The sequence below is a fragment of the Stenotrophomonas sp. YJH_SMC_135 genome, from assembly GCF_059372355.1.
The window spans coordinates 88,367-105,345 of record NZ_JCAFVN010000001.1; the positions used below are offsets into that span (position 1 = coordinate 88,367).

Below are 16,979 nucleotides of genomic sequence, written 5' to 3' on the forward strand. Positions count from 1 at the left end.
TCTCCTACAGGATGTCGAGGTAGTTGTCGGGTGACGGCATGCGGCCGGTCACGGACTGGATGAAGGAGGCGTACTCGCGGTCGAGCAGCTCCTCCAGGTAGCGCTGCTCCTCCTTGGACACGTCTCGGGAGAGCTGGTCGGCCCAATACTTCACGGCCATCGCCAGCGCTTCGAGGCGGTCGTCGTGGCGCAGTGCGCCGCGGTCGCGCGTGATGCGCGTCAGCTGGTAGAACAGCTGGTACTTCTGTTCGGACTTCTGATCGGCACGGATGATCGAGGCATCGACCACCAAGCGATGCTGGTTCAGCACAGGCTCCAGCACGTCGATGATTCGGTTCTCCTTCGAGGTGCCGTAGTGCTTCACCTCCTCGATGGAGCACGGGTACACGCGCGCCAGGACGCCGGAGAGCATCTTGGCGAACATGCCGTCACCGAAGTTGGCCTCAATGAGGACTGCGGAGACCTTCTCGGCGCGTGCGATGTGCGCCAGGGTCTCCAGCGTGTCGTCGTCGTAGCCGCCCTTGGTCGCGCCAGCACGGCGCGCGTAGAGCATGCCGCGAAGCATGCCGACGACCGCATAGCCGGTTTCGTCGCCGCCTCGGCCCGAGGGGTCGATGGCGAGCACCTTGCCGGTGAACTCCTCCATTTCCGAGGCGAGGTACATGGGCCGGTACAGGCGGTCGCCAGTGAAGCCCACGGACGGGATGTCGCTGACGATGTACTCCGGGCCGCTGCTGTAGACCACGCGGATCGGAGCGACCTCGCGGTCCACGTCCATCACGATCAGGTCGGACAGCTTGAGCGGGTACTTCTCGGCGTCGGACAGCGACGCATCGAGCATGAACTGGAGCATGAAGCCGGAGCGTCCGTAGGACGCCTCGCGCTCCATCAAGTCCTCATCGGAGAAGCGGACGCTCTCGCAGTTCTTCCAGGCGAGCTTGGGGTTTGCGTCGAACGCATCGGCGATCATCGGCGCGAGCCGGTCGCCATACACCTGGCGGTGCTTGGTGTCCTTCGGGTAGCGCGCAGGCCAGATGCGGATGACGTAGCCGCGCTCGGGCAGCTTGTTGTAGAGCGACTCCTCGGTCTGCGGAGTGCCGAGGTAGATGATCTCGCCGCCCGGCTTGAGCACCGCGTCGAACTCCTTGACCAGCTCGGCGAGCTTCTCGCGCTGCACGACGGTCATGGAGTTCTTCGGGACTTCGATGTCGTCCGCGATGATGGTGTCGGCGCGGGAGCCGGTGAGCTGGCCGTTGATGCCGACCGACTTCACCGAGGGCGACTGATCGGGCTGCGCGGGACCGACATCGAACGCCAGGTTCGAGTTGCGCTGGTCCGGGCGCGGGCGCAGGTGTTGCAGCTCAGGCAGAGTTTCGATCAGACGCTTGACGAACACCGAGAACGCATCGGCGCGTTCCTTCGATGCCGAGACCACCATGATCTTGTGCTGGGGGTCTTTCCAGAGAAGCCAGCAGACGTAGGCGGCCGTCACCCAGGACTTGCCGACGCCGCGGTACGCCATGATGACGCGACGGCGCGGGCCGGTTTTCAGGAACTCGCAGATGTCGTACTGGATCGGAGTGGGGCTTGGTAGCCCCAGCTCCTTCCAGACGTACCAGGCGAAGTTGCGGAAGTCCTCGAAAGGGTGACGAACGTGGAGGCTCGTCATGCCCTCCATCAGTTCAGCCGCCCGTCCTCAGCGGGATCGAACGGGAACTCGGACACCTTGTCCGCCAGCTTGCCCAGCGGAGAGCCGGGCGGCGTGGCAGCAACGTCGATGCCGTTGTCCTTGAGAAACTGCCGGGCCACGTTGAGGATCGAGGCCAGGCCCTTCGCGTCCGACTCCATCGTGTCGATGGTGTCGGCGAGCTTGTCCGCGACTGCGGCGTGCAGTCGCTCCAAGGCATCCTTGGGGGCGGTCACTTGTTGACGACGCGGTTCAGTACGGTCTCCAGCGCGGACGTGCCGAGCGACGCCAGGATGCACGCGAGCGCGACCTGGGCGACGAAGGAGACGCCGGGGATGAAAATGACGATGGCACCAGCGGCAAGGCCGGTAGCGCCGGAGAGGATTGCGCGGCCGAGCGCCTGCTTCCAGGTGATCGGGTCGTTCGACGTGAGCATCTTTGCGATGCCCACGATGAGGCCGACGCCCGCGAGAGCGCCGACCAGCTTCACTTCATCGTGCATTAGGTCTCTTGTAGGTGGTAAGGGCGTTAGATCGGAACGCCGAAGCTGTACTCGTAGCTGCCGCTCAAAGTGATCTGCGTTACGCCATCGGTGACGACTACGGTGAAAGTGCCCATGCGGCTAGTGTTGCGGCCAGATGCGGTCACGGTTCCGCCGAGGCCGCTGCCGGAGATCGAAGCGCCACCGTCCACCGTGCGAGAGATCACCGAGTAGTTGCCGGTGCCGCCCGAACAGCTAACGGTGAACGATCTGCTGATCGTGCCGCTGGTGTTCTGCGGCCAGCTCCCCATCAGCCAGCTCGGCGACAACGACGCTTGGAACGGCGTCGCCTTGACCGCGTTGTAGAACTGCGAGGCGTAGAGCGGGCCGCTCGTGGGTACGCCGTAGTTGGCAGGAACGTCGGGCACCAATCCAGCGCCCCGGTAATACTGGTGCGCGTAGATCGGATACCCGCCGCCGAACTCGGCACGGATCATTTCCCAGGAGATCGCACCGGAGCCAGGGAGGGCCATCAGGCACCTCCCCGCAGCTCTGCGACTTCCTTACGGAGCGCCTGCACCTCGGCAATCAGGAACGGCACGGCCTTGTCCCACAGGATCGTCTTGATCCCGTTATGCTCGGACTCGTAGACCATGTACGGCAGAACCTCCTCGACTTCCTGCGCGATTGCGCCGTACTCGTGCTTGGCCGAGTAGGTGAAGCCGGGGTTCAGCTCCTTGATCCGTTCGTCGTTCCAATCGAACTCCCGCACTCGGAACTTCGAGAAGAAGTCGTCCACCGCAGTTCGCGCGATGGGCGCGATGTTCTCCTTGAGACGGGCGTCCGAAGCGTAGGAAATGCTGTTGCTCTGACACTGCCAGTCGTTGTTATTGTTGCGGAAGCAGGCCCAGGCGAAACTGTTAGACGCGAGGAAGCCCAGGTTGTTGTCGTTACAGTGGAGCCAGTGAGTCGTTCCGAGATCGGTGTCGTAGAAGGTAATGGTCGGGGAGGTGCTTTCCAGGCGGAGGTCGCCGTCCGCACCGCCGCCCGACGAGATCAACACGCGCTTGCTGCCGTAGCTGCGGATGTACGAATTGTCTTGCATGAACCAGCCGCCGCCATGCGGCTCCGAGTACCAGCCGGTGCCGGATTGCTGCGAGCGGAACCAGCCCGCGTTGAGGTAAATCTGATCGCCAGCCGTCAGGCGGCCCGCGATATTCGCAGCGCCGTTCCAGTACAGGTTGTACCAGCTGTTCGTGTTCACGCGGGTGATCGAGCAGACGTCATCGCCAGCGCCGTTCGTTCCGTGGATGTACACGGTTCCCGCTGCACCCATGCCGGTCAACCGCAGAGGCGCGGAGTAGGCCAGAGTGACCTGTCCGGTGAAGGTTGCGCCGCCCAGGCTCGCCTTGCCGTCGAGCGCAGCTTGGAGGCCCGTGACGTTGGCAATGGTGTGCGTGTGGCTCACGTCTGCCTTGCTGGCGGGGTTGAAGGTGCCCGAGTGCCAAACAGCTTTGCCGTTGATCTTGATCGCGGACTTGGCCGGATCGATCTCGATCACGTTGTTGGTCTGCGCCGCTGCGATCTGGAACCTCTTGGCACCAGTGTTGTCATACAGCTGGAGAACGGTCTCAGCGGCCGTGCCCACCTGCTTAAACGACCACGAGCGTTCGCTGTTGAACGTGAGTAGGTCGTTGCCGTCCCCCGCAGAACCAACGCCGACAGGTCCAGTGAAGTTCGCCCCGGACAGGTTCGCCTTCGCGTCCAGCGCCGCTTGCAGGCCCGTGACGTTGGCGATGGTGTGCGAGTGCGACGCCGCGGCCTTACCGTCGAGCGCAGCCTGGAGGCCGGTCACGTTGGCGATGGAGTGCGTGTGCGACGCCGCCGCCTTGCCGTCGAGCGCCGCCTGCGTCGCGGTGCTGATCGGCTTGTCGAGGTCGGCGGTGTTGTCCACCTTGTCGAGGCCGACCTGCGCCTTGGTGTGCGTGTGGGTGCTCGGCGGGTAGGTCGTCGGCTTGCCGGTGACGTGGGTGTTGAAGTCCACGTCGTTGCGGGTCGCCAGCGCGCCCAGCCCGCCGATGTCGCCAGCCACGAGGGTCACGTCGCCCTGCTTCCCGGCGACGCTGGTTACCTGATCGGTGTTGTCGATCTTCTCCCAGGTAGCGCCGTAGAGCGCCTGGTCGCCGACTCGCCAGTGGATGCCCCCCACGGTGCCTTCGCCGACGACCTTGTAGAAGTGACCCTTCACGGGGTTCGCCGGGAATGCCCCGGTGCTCGCGTCCCACGACCCCATGTAGATCAGGGAGCCGGTAGCCGCAGCCTGAGCCTGGGCGGCCCAATGCTTCGCCGAGAACTCGCCCGGCGAAACCTCGGTGCCCTGGGGAGCGTTCGCGTACAGGTTCGCCTTGTCGCGGGCAGCCTCGGCAGCGGTCTTGGCCGACGATGCGGTCTGCGCTGAGGTGGAGGCGGCCGACGCCGAGCCGGACGCTGCGGAGGCATGGCCGGCCGCGGTTACCGCCGAACCAGCCGCTTCGCTGGCCTTGGTGGTGGCGATGGACGCCTGGGCTTCCGCCCGGTTGGCCTGGGAGGTTGCGCTGGTCACCGAGGCGGCAGCAGCGGTTGCGCTGCCAGCTGCGGCGGTCTTGGAGGCGGCGGCCGACTGCGCGTCTGCCTCCACCAGGTCTGCCAGGTCCGTCATTTCCACCAGCACGGCCGCCGAAGCGGCGCGCGAAGCGTCAGCAGCGTTCGCCGCCGCCCGAGCCTGCGACATCGAGTCACCGGCCGAGGCGGCAGAGGCCGACGCTGCCTGCGAGGATGCTGCGGCATCAACGGCCGAAGCACCGGCCTCGGCTGCCTTGGTTGCCGCCGCAGACGCCGATGCGCTTGCTTCGCCAGCCTTTGCGACAGCGGTAGCCGCCGCTTCGGCCGAGGCGATAACGTCGTCCTCGATGCTGGCAGCAGATTCCGCAGCCCGCACGGCGGACGCCTCGGCGGCGTCGGAGAAGCCCAGGGCTTCACTGGCAGACTCGGCCGCTGCGTTCGCCATGCCGGTTGCCACGGACACCAGGTCGCGTACCTGCACGACCGAGCCGGTCAGCTCGTCGGTCATTGCCGTCACGTCCTTCTGGAGCTGCGGGAACGACGGTAGCGTGTGGTTGACGCCGAGGCCGTCCGTGACAACGACAGTGCCTTCGTCCTGCGTCAGCAGCGAGATCATCTGATTCTCGCGGGTATTCCAGCGGTCAACTACTTTCGACAGGCGAGAGGCCAGTTCCGAGTTGGAGACGTAACCGGGATTGTTGCTCATGCGTTTGAGGATTCTCTATGTTGGTTAGCGAATGCCGAATACGTAGCCGCGAACCGAGCGGACGATTCCGTTCTTACGCAGGCTGTCGAGGTCTTGAACAATCAGAAGGCGAAACTCGGACTCGGAGCCGGTCTGATAACCGGCGCCGCTGATCTGCCCGTAGCGGCCCATAGGGATCGCGGTCGATCCGGACGAGTAGATGCCGTCCATGCCCGCGCGGGTGACGTCGAGCCAGACGGAGCCGACACGCTGCTGTAGTACGTACACAGGGCAGTAGGCTTGGTCGTGGACGATACTGAGGTTGATTGCCGGGATGTGCTGCTCCCCGGCAAGCAGCGGCGCAGGAAGCCAGAAGCGCATCACCTCGACTTCCTCGCGCGGGCCACCAAGGTTGACTGCACCAGACCAAGTGATTGCTGCGGCGGCCTGGAACTGACCGACGACATTGGGCGCGTTGACCTTGCCCCGGAAGAATGCACCACCGCCTCGATCCACATAGAAGACAGCATTGTTGGCGGTCTTCACGCCGGAGCCGATCCAGAGGGGCCAGTCGCCCAGGTTGGAGATTTCGACCCGGAACTCAGCCGCGTTAATGACGTTGCCGTTTCCGTCCAGCGAGTGGGTCTTGAAGGTGCCGCCGTTAATCGTGCCAGCGTTCGCGGTGAGTGCCGACAGGCTGTTCACTCTGAGCTTGTCCGCAGTGATGGTTCCATCCACGACGAGGGCGCCTTGGATGCCCACGGTGGACTGGCCGCCCACGCTGCCAATCACGAACGGGTACTTCACGCTCGCCAGGTTGCCGCCCTGAGTGTACTGCGGGTGGACGAAGGCGAAGCGGTCGGCCGTGACGATGAAGTCGCTGCCCGTCGCAGGATTCGCTGACAGGGCAATACCTGCTACGACAGGGACGCCGTTGACAGTGCCTGCGTTGATCTTGACCGAGTAGTTCGCCTGCCACTGCCCGTACATGCCAGCGTGTTCGCCTGCGACGACGGAGAAGTTCTGCTGGAGCGTGGCGAATGCGCCGTCCTTGAACGCCTGCACCTGGGTGCTTGCGATGGACTGTGCCTGCTCTGCGGTGATCTTGGTGGACTGGAGCTGCTGCACCAGCGCACCGGTCGGTGACGTGGTGTCGATGTCGGCCTTGCGCCAGCTCGTGCCGTCCCAAACGTGGGTCAGGTACGCGCCGGTCTGACCGGTCTTGATCCAGAACGTCGGGACCTTGAAGCCGCCAGCGGGAGCCGTGGGCTGCGTCTCGGAGAAGATCGTCGGCGCGGTGGTCGTCTGGAGCGTGGACACCTGGGTTGCCAGGGCCTCGCGCGCGGACGCCTCAGTGTCGATGCGCTGCTCGAAAGCAGCCGACACGGCGGCCACCTGGCCGTCGATCTCGTTGGCGATGCCCTGCGGGACGTTCGCCCCGTAGCTGGCCGCCATCTGCTGCCGGAATGCCGTGTTGGCACCCTCGGCGGTCGTCAGGGCTTCCGTGGTCTGCGCCAGGCCAGCGATGTTCTCGCCGTGCTGGACCACTGCGGTCTCCACGTCGGAGACGCGCGCCTTCGTGGCGTCCACCTCGACCATCACGGCGTCGCGCATTTGCGCCACGCTGTCGTCGATCTGTGCGCCGAGGCGTTGCTCGGTGGCCGCGCGGGCTTCCTCGGTGGTGGATTCCACCTCGTCGATCCGCTGGTTGAGCGCTGCGGACACGACCTCGCCGTTCTGGACGATCTGAGCTTGCAGCTCGGTCAGCGCCTCGACACGCGCCGAGGTCTCGTCTGCGATGGCCCGGTTGACCTCCAGGAACTGAGCCTGGTTGCTCCGCTCGCTGGTATCGACACGCGCGAACAGGTCGATGATCTGCTGGGCGATGACGCGGTTGCCCTCGGTCAGCAGCCCGATCTCGTGGGTTGCCGTGCTGATCTTGTCGCCGTAGTCGCGCTGCACGTCGAAGAACTCGTGCGAGCGCATGATCTCCTCCAGGATCGCCTCGGCGTTCATGTCGATCAGCTCGATGCGCGTCAGGAGGTCCTGGAGTGCGGGAGAGCGGAGGAGCTGCTCGATGATTGCGTTGAGGTCCGAGGAGCCACCGCCGTTGCCGGGGGTGCCACCGGGGAGGCCGCTACCGCCACCGAACTCGGCGAGTTCTTGGTGTGCGTACAGCAGTTGGCGGAACGACTTGGACAAGTCGCGCGCCGGGAGGTTTGCGCCTTCCTTGTAGTTGACCAGGAGGGCGTCAATCGGCGTGAATCGCCGGATGGTCACAGTGTAGGGTGCGTCGAGCACGCCATCCTGCGACGGAATCTCGATGGTGCTGGCGTCCACCCACGACACGGAGACAGCGCGGGCCGCGTCCGGTTCACCGACGAACGCCCGGATGTGTTCGCGGGCGATGTACGGGAACGGCACGGTGAACCGCGTAGGGCCTCCCTCGTAGGTGTAGAGCACGAAGGAGAGGCCGCGCGATAGTTCGATCATGCGTTCTCAAAAAGGTGGAGGCCCCGAAGGGCCTCCTGGTTACGGTCGATCAGTCCCGTCCTTGCGGTCTGGGAACTGCTGTAGGGCTTGATCCGCGATGTTGCGGACGCCCGTCATGTTGTTGAACCACCAAATCTTCCAGAAGTCTCGCATCTGCTTCTCGGTGATCTCCTCGTCGTCGCGGATGGCCGAGCCGATCATCCGCGTGCTGCCGTAGACCTTGTTGAACAGGTCGATGGACGGGATGCCCATCACGCCGTTCTCCAGGCCGGTCGAGCGGTTGTTGGCGAACACCGGGTCGTTGCCCAAGGCGTCCGCCCACACTGCGTCGGTGACGGCGGGGATCACGTTCGACCAGCTCGATTGCGCGACAGCGTTCTTGTAGAAGTTCTCCTGTGTCAGCTGCTTCTTTCGCTGTTCGGGGTTGCCCGCAGTGTTGATGTACGTGCGAGCCGCCCAGCCCATCCCTGCTGCCGAGGTGGACAGCACGACCATCGCGTAGGTGCGCCAGTCGTCGTAGTGGTGGACCGAGTTCAGGAAGTGGCGGGTGTAGCTGTTGACCATGAAGCTGCGGAACTGCGTGACGATGCGGCCGGTGGTGGAGTGCATCAGCTCGATGCTGTCCGAGGCGTCACCTTCGAGAACCTGGTGCCGCGTCACGCGGAACAGGAACGCCGCCATGCGCTCGCGCGTCTGGAACGGCAGCTTGTCGGGGTCGATCTGCTCGATCTGCCGCTTGCCTTTCAGGTAGCCGAACACGTCGGCCTGGGCCTTCTCGTCGAGGCCCCAGGTGCGCAGGCGGGCCACTTCGGCGTCCGACAGCTTCTTGGCGTTCGCCATGTCCAGCAGACGCAGTAGCGTGGCGCGACCGGCGATGCGTTGGAGCATCGTGTTGATCGGGGCCATGCCGGATGCGACCGAGGTGACGTGCGTCGCCATGTTCATCGCGTTGTCGATCTTCTCGCCGTGCTTGACGTTGAACGTCTGCGGCACGAGCGCGTCCTCGTCCAGGCGCAGGAACGGTGGGTTGCGCAGCCAGTCGGTGCCGGGTGCGAACAGCCGCTCCATCACGCGCGCCTCCTGCGAGGACAGCATGCCGTCAGCGCCGCGCACCAGGAAGTCGCGGGCGGCACCCACGGAGTTCCAGAAGTTGCGGAGACCGGCATGCGCGATGGTCGGGCCAAGCTCGGCGAACAGCGAGAAGCCGACCTGGTTCATCACGCGGGCGAAGTTCCAGTTGCGCAGGAACCGCGCGTAGCGTGCGCCACGGCTTGCGGGATCGAGTTCGGTGCTGCGGCCGAAGGTGGACTTGAGGCCGATGTCGATCAGGCGCTCGATGTCCTTCACGTCGTCGCCGGACTTGCGGGCGTCGCTCTTGAGCTTCGACACGAAGCGGTCGAGCTGTGCGCGGTTCTTGATGCCAGCCTTCGACGACAGCGCCGACCAGCCGGTGATCTCGCGCATGTAGCGGGTCATCACTGAGTCCACGTCGTTGTCGAACAGGTCGGCCATCGAGACCTGCACGTCCTCGCCAGCCTCGTTGCGGATGGTGGTGGAGTAGGTCTCGTCGAGGTCGATGCGCTTCTTCGCGCGGTCGAGCTTGCCCGACTCGTAGGTCTTGCGCTCCAGCTTGGACAGCAGCTCTTGCGACCGCACGGGCGAGACGCCCGCCTCGGTCAGCATGTTGCCGATTTCCTCGACCGAATCGCTGTCCAGCGGGCGGACCAGCAGGTCCATCCCGTCGCCCTCGAAGTTCGCCTGAGCGCGCTTGAGGTAGGAGCGTGCAACCGCACCGAGCAGCTCGTCGTCGATCTCGTCACCTTCGTCGGCGGCGGCCTCCCATGCGCGACGCATGGCGGGCTTGATGAGCTGGTCGATCACGTCGTCCTGGTGGAGCTGCATTTCGCCGAACAGGCGCTTGAAGCCCTTGCCGCTCCAGTAGCGCGGCAGGTAGTTGCCGTTCTGCGCCACGTTGGCGAAGCCGTCGAGGTTGCTGTCCTGCGCCAGCTTGAGCGCATCCCGCATCGCCTTGGCGACGCTTCCGGCAGCCTTGGCGGCTTCCGGTGACACGTCCGGCGCACCGCGCACGGCACGGCCGACCTCCTCGTTGAACTTGGCGCGCTCGGAGAAGTTCCACCAATGCGTGCCCGTCCGTTGCTTGTAGGCGTCCCACGCGGCGTTCACTCCGCTCCGCCATTCCGTCTCCATGACGGCCAGGTGGCGCTTGGCGAACTCGCTGGTGGACTCCTGGACCGCGACGGAGCGATCGGTGTACCCGACACCATCGCGGAACAGCAGACGGCCCGCCTCGCGTACCAGCGGCGACTTGGCGCTACCCATGCGGGCAGCGAGGTCGCGGCGGACGGCGGCGAAGTGGGGCGTGATGTGCGCGTTGACCAGCGCCTTGTCGGTGAACTCCTGCTCGAATGCGCTCTCGTTGCGCAGCGGGAGGACGCCGGGAGTAGGGTCATTGGCGTCGGTGCCTGCCACGCGGGCGGCGGACAGGGAATCGTCACCGGCCAGCCGCTTCACCACGTCCGGCTTCACCTCGCCGTCGAACAGGGCACCCCGGCGAGCACCGAGGGCACCAGCGAAGGCAAAGGACAGGGCGGCGCTCTGCACACCATCCGCGAGCGTCTGCTCGGGGTCATAGGTTGAGGTTGCGGCCGACATGAGCGCGGAGGTGCCCGCAGCCTGTAGACCGGAGCGCACCGCGTTGGCGAGGCGTCCGGCCTTGGCTGCGTACCCCAGGCCGCCCGTGGCAAGATCGAGGCCGGTTGCCACCGGGTCAGTGAAGCCGAGGGCGATCTGTCCGCCCAGGCCGAACTGCGCCAGGTCGTCGTCCGCCATCTGATTCATAAAGGCCACGGACTCCAAATAGGAGAGGTGCTCGTCGGACGTGGCCCGGCCGAACAGCTCCCACTGCTCCGGGCGCAGGCCCATCGACTCCCAGCGCTTACGCGCGTCTGCGGGAATGCGATAGCCCTGCTGCGGCTCGTAGCCCAGCTTGGTGATGAAGCGGTCGATGAAGCCGATGCCGCCCTTTGCCTGGGCAGCGCCCCATCCGTCCCATACGGTCGTCTGATCCTTCCGGCGCTGCGCGGCCTCTCGCTGCTCCTTGCGCTCGCGCACGGCTTGCACGATGGGCTGCTGGGTTGCCGGCTTGACGATGTTCTCGTCTGCGCCGGGTAGGGATTCAAACATGCGGTCTTACTTCCTCGTCAGGTACTCCAGGAAGTCCTCGGGGACTGCCGGGGTGGTGGTGGTTTGCTGGGTGCCCGCGTTGGGAACCAGCGACTTGGTGAGGTCGAACTTGGGCAGCTCGAAGGCGGGAGCCTCGGCGGCGCTGGCGTCGCGCTTGGCGATGGCCGCGGGGACTTCCGTGGTCGCCGACTGCGAGCGCAGGTCGCGGATGTTCCGGGACTGATCCGCCCAGGTGGTGCGCTGCTCGACCCGACGACGCGCCTGGGATTCCGCAAGGTCTCCCTTCCAGCGCTGGTGCTGCGCCGCGATGGCGCGCGGGTCGAAACCGATGGCGCGGCCGGTGTCCGGGTCGGGGATCAGCCAGTTGTCGGGGCCGACGATCTGCCACTGCCCTGGATTGCGGGGATTGGGCAGGGCCGACAGCTCATCCGGGTCGCGGCCGAGCTTGCGCGCGACCGTCTGGATCAGCTCGTCAACGGCTGGCTCGGCACCCTGCGGCATGCCAATGTTCGGCACGCGGCGACCGTTGACGGTCGTGCGCTGGGCGTCGATCTGACCGACCGCCGCGCGGATGGCAGCTTCGCCGGACACGCCGCCTCGGGAGGCGATGCGCTCTGCTTCCTGGCGGATGCGGTGCAGCTCGCGCGGGTCGCGGGGCTTGCCGTCGATCTCCAAGTAGTCCTTGATGCCGGACTTCCAGGTGTCGTTGATGACCGCGCGGGCCTCCTCAACCTCGCGCTTCGGCTGCGTCAGGGCGCGAGCGGCCTCCTGGTGGGATTGACCGCTGCGCCGGGTATCGAACAGGTATTGATCCAGCATCGCGGCGGCTTCGCCACCTGCGACCGTATCGGCGTACTTGGGCGAGACCTTGCGGAGCTGCTCGTACAGCGTGGCGGCCTGCTGGAAGTTCTCCTGGAACGCCGGGTCAGCGCGCTTGAGGATGCGTTCGAGCTGGGGGATGACGATGCCCTGCCGTGCCCACTTCTGGAGCACCTGGCCGCGTGCGGCCTGCGGGGTCTCCTCCCACTCCTTACCGGCTTGCTTCTTGAGGTCGGCGTCGCTGATCTCGTAGGGGTTGCCTCCAGCGACCAGCTTGCGGATGCGCTCCTCTCGGGCGCGCTCCTTCGCTTCCTGCTCCCAGCGGCGAAGCGTCTGCTCCTGCTGGTTGTTCCAGTAGCGCTTGAAGGACTGGAGGTCACCGCCGCTCAGGCCGAACTTGCTGGCCCAGGTGTCGATGGTCTTGTGGGTGAGCTGGCCGCGATCAGCGAGGCCCTGGAGCGTCCACTCGGCCTCGGCCATCGCCTGCTTGCGTGCCTCGTCCTCGCGGTGCGCGATCACGCGGGCACCAGCGGCAGCCGCCGCGCGCAGCTCATCGCCGTGCTCGGTGTTCATCAAGCCTGGCTGGCCGTCGCCGCGGTCCTGTTCCAGGAACGCCAGGATCGACTGAGGATCGCGGTTGCCCGCAGCCAGCTCCTCCTTGGCTGCCTCGACGTAGAGTTCGTCCACGTCGCGCTTGTTGAGGTAGGCGTACTCCTCCTGGTCCAGCATCGCGTACAGGCCGTTCATGCCCTCGGAGGTGAGGAACGTGCCGCCCTTGATGCCGTCGCGGATGATCGCGGTCAGCGACTCCTTCTGCCGGAGCAGCATTTCCCGCATCGAGTCGGCCTGCCACTGCTGGCGGACCTGCTGTGCGGCGCGCATGGCGACCGGCATCAGGGCCTTGCGGACCTGCGGGTCTTGGAACTCGGGGTTCTGCGTCAGCGCCGCCATCCGCTCCTTGATGAGCGGCTCGATGTCGGTGCCGGGTTCGGCCTTGGCGATCTCCTTGGCCGCTTCGATCTGCCAGTCGCGGACGCGGATGATGCCGTCAGCCTTGAGGTAGCCGCGACGCCATGACTCCGACTGCTGGGCAACGAAGTCCTCGGCTTGCCGGGGCGTACCCTCGGCGTCCTCCTGCATACGTTGGGTCGCCGCGGCGCTGTACTGCTCGCGGCTGTTGGAGATCATCTGCGAGTTGACGGAATCCGAGACGCGCGTAAGTACCGCAGCGGCGGTGCGAGAGAGGGCACCGGCACCAGCGGAGGTCGCCTGGTCAGCTTGCACCGCCAGGACGGGGCGCTCGGCGAGACGCTGCGGCACCTGCGCGCGGCGGATGATCTCTTGGGGTTTCGTGCGAGCCACGGGTCACTCGTCTCCGGGAATGGAATAGCGCTTGTAGGTTTGGATGTTGCTGTAGGCGTTCGCGCCTGCTTGCATCACGCCACCCAACGCCTCGGCATTGCCGGTGCGGATACGTGCGCGTGCTTCGGAGCCGCTTTCGACGACTCCGTTCCTGCGGTTCTTCTCGATGAGGGCCACGTCACGGCCAGCCTGGGCCATGATGTCGTTCGCCAGCAGCTCGACCGAGTTGCCGGACACTGCCGCTTCTGCTGCGGAGGCGCGCATCGCGGATCGCAGTGCGCGGGCCTCCTCCATGCGCTGTTGGGTGCGCTCGGCGGCCTGGTCGTTGATCTGCTCCTGCTGACGCTCCGCGGCTTCCTCGATGGCCTTGTTGTTCTGATTCTGGCCGTACATGGTCGCCATCGCGCTGACTGCGGCGATACCGACCTGGACTGCTACGGGGTTGCACATGGGGTCTTGGTTACTCGGACGAAGGGTGTCTTGGCGAAGCCGTAGGCGGACTCGACGCCGCTCTCGCGGAAGCCAAGCCAGCCGAGCCATCGCCGCGTGGTGACGGCGTGGACATCGACGAAGTTGAAGATGGTGCCGAAGGTGGCCGCCCACTCGTCGCTGATCCGCCGAGCTTCTCGGAGGAACGTGCGGCGGAACGTGGGAGCCACCAGGGCGTCGGTGCCCAGCAGCCAAACCGAGGCGATTCCCTCGGCGTGCTGGGTGAAGCCGAAGATGCACACGGGAGAACCGTCGTGCATCGCGGCGAAACTGCGGTCGCTCGCGGTCACTGCGTATGCGAGCGCCTGGAGCGGGGTGTGACCATGCGAAGCCGCCACCTCCAGGATGTCCTCCTGCCGCATGTTCTCGGCGACGTGGAGGATGTCGCTGGCGGTGGGGCTTCGATAGGTCAGGGTCATACTCGGCTGCGGGAGACGAACATGCCGCGCCACTGTGCTGACTGGAACCAGCACTGGAACGGCAGGCGGTTGACGAGGTGCATGCGGACGCTGTTGGCGTCGCCCAGCACGGGGAACCGGCGAGAGCCGGAGTGGAACGTCGGGGCGCTGGTGCGGAACACCGAGTCGTTGAGGACGCGCGCGGTGTACGCACCGGAGTGCGACGCCACGTAGGTCTCGACTCGGCCGTTGCCGTGTTGCTCGACCTCCAGCTCGAAGTACGCGCCGTCCTTGTAGGCGACCTCGATGTCACGAACCTGCGTGCGGCCCACCAGCACGGCCTGGTTCTGCCCGCCGCGAACGATGGGCTTGGTAAGCGTGAGGCGGTGCTCGTAGTCCATGCCGACGACCACGCGACCCTCGGTGTGGTTACCGGGGAGCGCGAGGCGGGTGCGGGCGTTGTCCCAGCGTGCCTTGGTGATGTCCAGGTATGCGCCGGGGTCTTGCCAGTCGTCCGTCTTGAGGACGGTGACCGTCATACCATCGGGCACAATGTAGGGCAGGTCGATCCAGGTCTCGTTGCCGAACTGCTGATAGGTGGGCTGCACCACCAGCATGCGGTCGAGCAGGAAGTTGTAGTCGCCCGTGGCGTCTGCGTCGTGCTGGTTGAGCACCATGCGGAACTTGAGCAGCTCGCAGCCGCCGCCCGGAGCTTCCGCGACGGCGTACAGCACGTCGTTGATGGCGTGCATGTGGACGATGCGGCCGACGCCCGAGATTGACCAGCGCGTCCATGCGGACTGCTGCTTCTCGTCGCCGATCCAGCGGACGAAGTAGACGTAGAGCTGCGCGTCGGTCGGCTCGTCAGGAGCGAAGAACACGCAGTCGGCACCACTTGCGCTCGCCATCGCTCGCATGCGGCCCGGCATCAGCTTGGGCACATGCGCCGTCACGTCGGCGGCGTCGCCGGTCACCGACAGGTCGTCGATGAAGTATTCGCGCACGCTGGCGTATGCGCCGCTGTCCTCGGTGAAGTACAGCGACTCGCCCATCAGCTTCGGCCGGATGTACGGCGAGCTGCTGTAGCTGTTGACCGGATCGCTCTTGACGTTCTTGGCGGCCAGGTACGGCTCGGCGGTCAGGAGGAACTGGCCGCCCGCAGCGGCAAGGAACAGGGCCGACTGGAACGGGACTGCGTGGTAGAGCGTGGTGACGCCGTTAGACCCGCTGACGCTCACGTCGATGGGGTCGGCGTCGAGCACCTGGGTCACCGAAGTGCGCCAGAGGTTGAACGGATCGGAGACCTCGGACATCAGCACGTTCTCCCCGGCCAGGAAGCCTAGGCGGTCCCGGTGCTTGAACACCTCGCGGATGCGCTGGCCGTCGATGGACGGGAACGGGTTGCTTTGCTCGTCACCCGCGAGCCGCGCGGTCCACTCCGGTCCACCGAAGGAGAACCAAAAGCCGTCCGCATGCACCGGATCGGGGATGCGCTTGAGGATGTGGGGCATCGTCTTGGCATCGAAGCGGTGCTTGATGCCTGGCCGGGCGACCTCCAAGTAGACCGAGGAGGACTGCTTCTGGACGTAGTAGTCGTCGAACTGCGACTCGGACGAGCCGATGATGTTGTAGATCGCGCCGGTCGGCACAACGGCCGAGCCTTTGTCACCGGGCTTCGGCAGGTCCGACATCGTTTGCGCCGATCCGTACAGCGAACCGGGCGACAGCTCATCGCTCTGCTTCACGTCTACCAGCCGGTTGACGATGAAGGTGGTGTCGGAGAACGTCGCCAGCGCAAAGCACGACCACGCACGCTGTCCCTGGGTGTCCAAATAATCGAGCGCGTCGCCCGTGGCGTTGACGGTGTATTCCTTGCCGGTCTCGTGGTCGAACACGCGGATGCTGCGGTGACCCACGGCGACGATGTAGCGCTCGTTCTCATCGCGGACGATGGAGTGGAAGGCGCAGTCGTGATCGAGGGTGACGCCAAGGCCAGCAACGAACTCGGCGGGCGGGCGCTTGCCAGCGCCCATTGCGGCATGCAGCCAGGCGTTGATCGCCTTAGTGAGCTGGTTCGGCGAGCGGACGGTATCGTCCTGCTGCGACTCGCCTCCCAGGAACGAGGGGTAGTCCCCCGTGATTAGCGGCATCAGCGGTCCCAAATATCAGACACGTCCGTCGATCCACTGAGGAAGTTGTGGCCGCGGGCGTAGGTGAAGTCGGCGTGCTCCTGGGCGAAGATGAGGTATGCCTCCTCCTCGTGCTTCTCGGTGAACACGTAGAGCTGGTCGCTGCCCAGCACGCTCGTCTGGAACAGACGCGCAGCGCGCACGGCGATGTAGCGACGGGCCGACTCGGGCAGCTCCTCGTAGGCGAGGAACCAGGTCACGAAGTCGGCGGTGGGTGCCGACGAGAAGGTGTCGGCGAGGGTGAGCGGGTTGATGAGGCGCGTGCCTCGGATCACCAGTGGCTCGCTTCCGCGTGCGGGGACGAGCTTGAGGATCGACTGCGGCGGCAGCACCTTGCCTTCCGCGTTGAGCGTGAAGGTGAACGACTCGCTGGTGTTGAACCACCAGCCAGCGGTTTGGACCTCGCGGCTCACCGCGCGGAGGGTGTCGCGCGCCTGCGAGGCGTACAGGTTGCCGAGCGCTTCGAGGTCGCTGATCGGCGCTTCGCCGATAGCACCGAGCAGCACGTTGACGGCTTCGAGTTCCGTGGTCGGAGTGAGTTCGAGGTTCATGGATTCGGGGCAAAAAAACG

Annotated in this window: 12 protein-coding genes; all 12 read right to left on the minus strand. The window is 65.6% G+C overall.

The window, feature by feature from the left end:
* Nucleotides 1–4 precede the first annotated feature (4 nt).
* Genes terL through AC5P98_RS00580 form a run of 12 tightly spaced genes read right to left on the minus strand, consistent with a single transcriptional unit; the run spans nucleotide 5 to nucleotide 16,959 of the window.
* The gene (gene terL, locus AC5P98_RS00525) at nucleotides 5–1,669 is read right to left on the minus strand and encodes a phage terminase large subunit (RefSeq protein WP_239515487.1); all 1,665 of its coding nucleotides are present in this window, start codon (nucleotides 1,667–1,669) and stop codon (nucleotides 5–7) included.
* An 8-nt stretch (nucleotides 1,670–1,677) separates the two neighbouring features.
* Nucleotides 1,678–1,923 carry a DNA packaging protein gene (locus tag AC5P98_RS00530; RefSeq protein ID WP_049447213.1) on the minus strand — a complete coding sequence of 82 codons (246 nt, stop codon included), beginning with the start codon at nucleotides 1,921–1,923 and terminating at the stop codon, nucleotides 1,678–1,680.
* Entirely contained in the window at nucleotides 1,920–2,189 is a 270-nt protein-coding gene (locus AC5P98_RS00535) for a phage holin family protein (RefSeq protein WP_005412393.1), read from the minus strand. Before AC5P98_RS00535 ends, AC5P98_RS00530 begins: the two co-directional genes overlap by 4 nt.
* Before the next feature lie 26 nt (nucleotides 2,190–2,215).
* Entirely contained in the window at nucleotides 2,216–2,701 is a 486-nt protein-coding gene (locus AC5P98_RS00540; RefSeq protein WP_285289516.1) for a hypothetical protein, read from the minus strand.
* Nucleotides 2,701–5,475 carry a tail fiber domain-containing protein gene (locus AC5P98_RS00545; RefSeq protein WP_480984518.1) on the minus strand — a complete coding sequence of 925 codons (2,775 nt, stop codon included), beginning with the start codon at nucleotides 5,473–5,475 and terminating at the stop codon, nucleotides 2,701–2,703. Before AC5P98_RS00545 ends, AC5P98_RS00540 begins: the two co-directional genes overlap by 1 nt.
* A 24-nt stretch (nucleotides 5,476–5,499) precedes the next feature.
* Nucleotides 5,500–7,947 carry a phage tail fiber domain-containing protein gene (locus AC5P98_RS00550; RefSeq protein ID WP_480984517.1) on the minus strand — a complete coding sequence of 816 codons (2,448 nt, stop codon included), beginning with the start codon at nucleotides 7,945–7,947 and terminating at the stop codon, nucleotides 5,500–5,502.
* 39 nt (nucleotides 7,948–7,986) lie between these two features.
* Nucleotides 7,987–11,151 (minus strand): hypothetical protein, encoded by a 3,165-nt coding sequence (locus AC5P98_RS00555; RefSeq protein ID WP_480984516.1) that lies wholly within the window; start codon nucleotides 11,149–11,151, stop codon nucleotides 7,987–7,989.
* Between the two features lie 6 nt (nucleotides 11,152–11,157).
* Nucleotides 11,158–13,290: a hypothetical protein gene (locus tag AC5P98_RS00560; RefSeq protein WP_495229821.1), complete on the minus strand. Its 2,133-nt coding sequence runs from the start codon at nucleotides 13,288–13,290 to the stop codon at nucleotides 11,158–11,160.
* Nucleotides 13,291–13,335: 45 nt separating this feature from the next.
* Nucleotides 13,336–13,734, minus strand: coding sequence for a virion core protein, T7 gp14 family (locus AC5P98_RS00565; protein ID WP_200997027.1), 399 nt, complete (start codon nucleotides 13,732–13,734; stop codon nucleotides 13,336–13,338).
* A 32-nt stretch (nucleotides 13,735–13,766) separates the two neighbouring features.
* Entirely contained in the window at nucleotides 13,767–14,240 is a 474-nt protein-coding gene (locus tag AC5P98_RS00570; RefSeq protein WP_200997026.1) for a hypothetical protein, read from the minus strand.
* Complete coding sequence (locus tag AC5P98_RS00575) at nucleotides 14,237–16,369, minus strand: phage nozzle protein (protein WP_480984514.1); 2,133 nt, start codon at nucleotides 16,367–16,369, stop codon at nucleotides 14,237–14,239. Before AC5P98_RS00575 ends, AC5P98_RS00570 begins: the two co-directional genes overlap by 4 nt.
* A complete protein-coding gene (locus tag AC5P98_RS00580) occupies nucleotides 16,369–16,959 on the minus strand; it encodes a phage tail tubular protein A (RefSeq protein WP_005412402.1) in 591 nt (196 codons plus the stop codon). The genes AC5P98_RS00575 and AC5P98_RS00580 overlap by 1 nt, the downstream gene beginning before the upstream one ends.
* Nucleotides 16,960–16,979: the final 20 nt, after the last annotated feature.

Coding starts and splice junctions, on each gene's coding strand:
- terL (WP_239515487.1), bottom strand. CDS start 1,669: ATGACGAGCCTCCACGTTCGTCACCCTTTCGAGGACTTCCGCAACTTC.
- AC5P98_RS00535 (WP_005412393.1), bottom strand. CDS start 2,189: ATGCACGATGAAGTGAAGCTGGTCGGCGCTCTCGCGGGCGTCGGCCTC.
- AC5P98_RS00540 (WP_285289516.1), bottom strand. CDS start 2,701: ATGGCCCTCCCTGGCTCCGGTGCGATCTCCTGGGAAATGATCCGTGCC.
- AC5P98_RS00545 (WP_480984518.1), bottom strand. CDS start 5,475: ATGAGCAACAATCCCGGTTACGTCTCCAACTCGGAACTGGCCTCTCGC.
- AC5P98_RS00550 (WP_480984517.1), bottom strand. CDS start 7,947: ATGATCGAACTATCGCGCGGCCTCTCCTTCGTGCTCTACACCTACGAG.
- AC5P98_RS00555 (WP_480984516.1), bottom strand. CDS start 11,151: ATGTTTGAATCCCTACCCGGCGCAGACGAGAACATCGTCAAGCCGGCA.
- AC5P98_RS00565 (WP_200997027.1), bottom strand. CDS start 13,734: ATGGCGACCATGTACGGCCAGAATCAGAACAACAAGGCCATCGAGGAA.
- AC5P98_RS00570 (WP_200997026.1), bottom strand. CDS start 14,240: ATGACCCTGACCTATCGAAGCCCCACCGCCAGCGACATCCTCCACGTC.
- AC5P98_RS00575 (WP_480984514.1), bottom strand. CDS start 16,369: ATGCCGCTAATCACGGGGGACTACCCCTCGTTCCTGGGAGGCGAGTCG.
- AC5P98_RS00580 (WP_005412402.1), bottom strand. CDS start 16,959: ATGAACCTCGAACTCACTCCGACCACGGAACTCGAAGCCGTCAACGTG.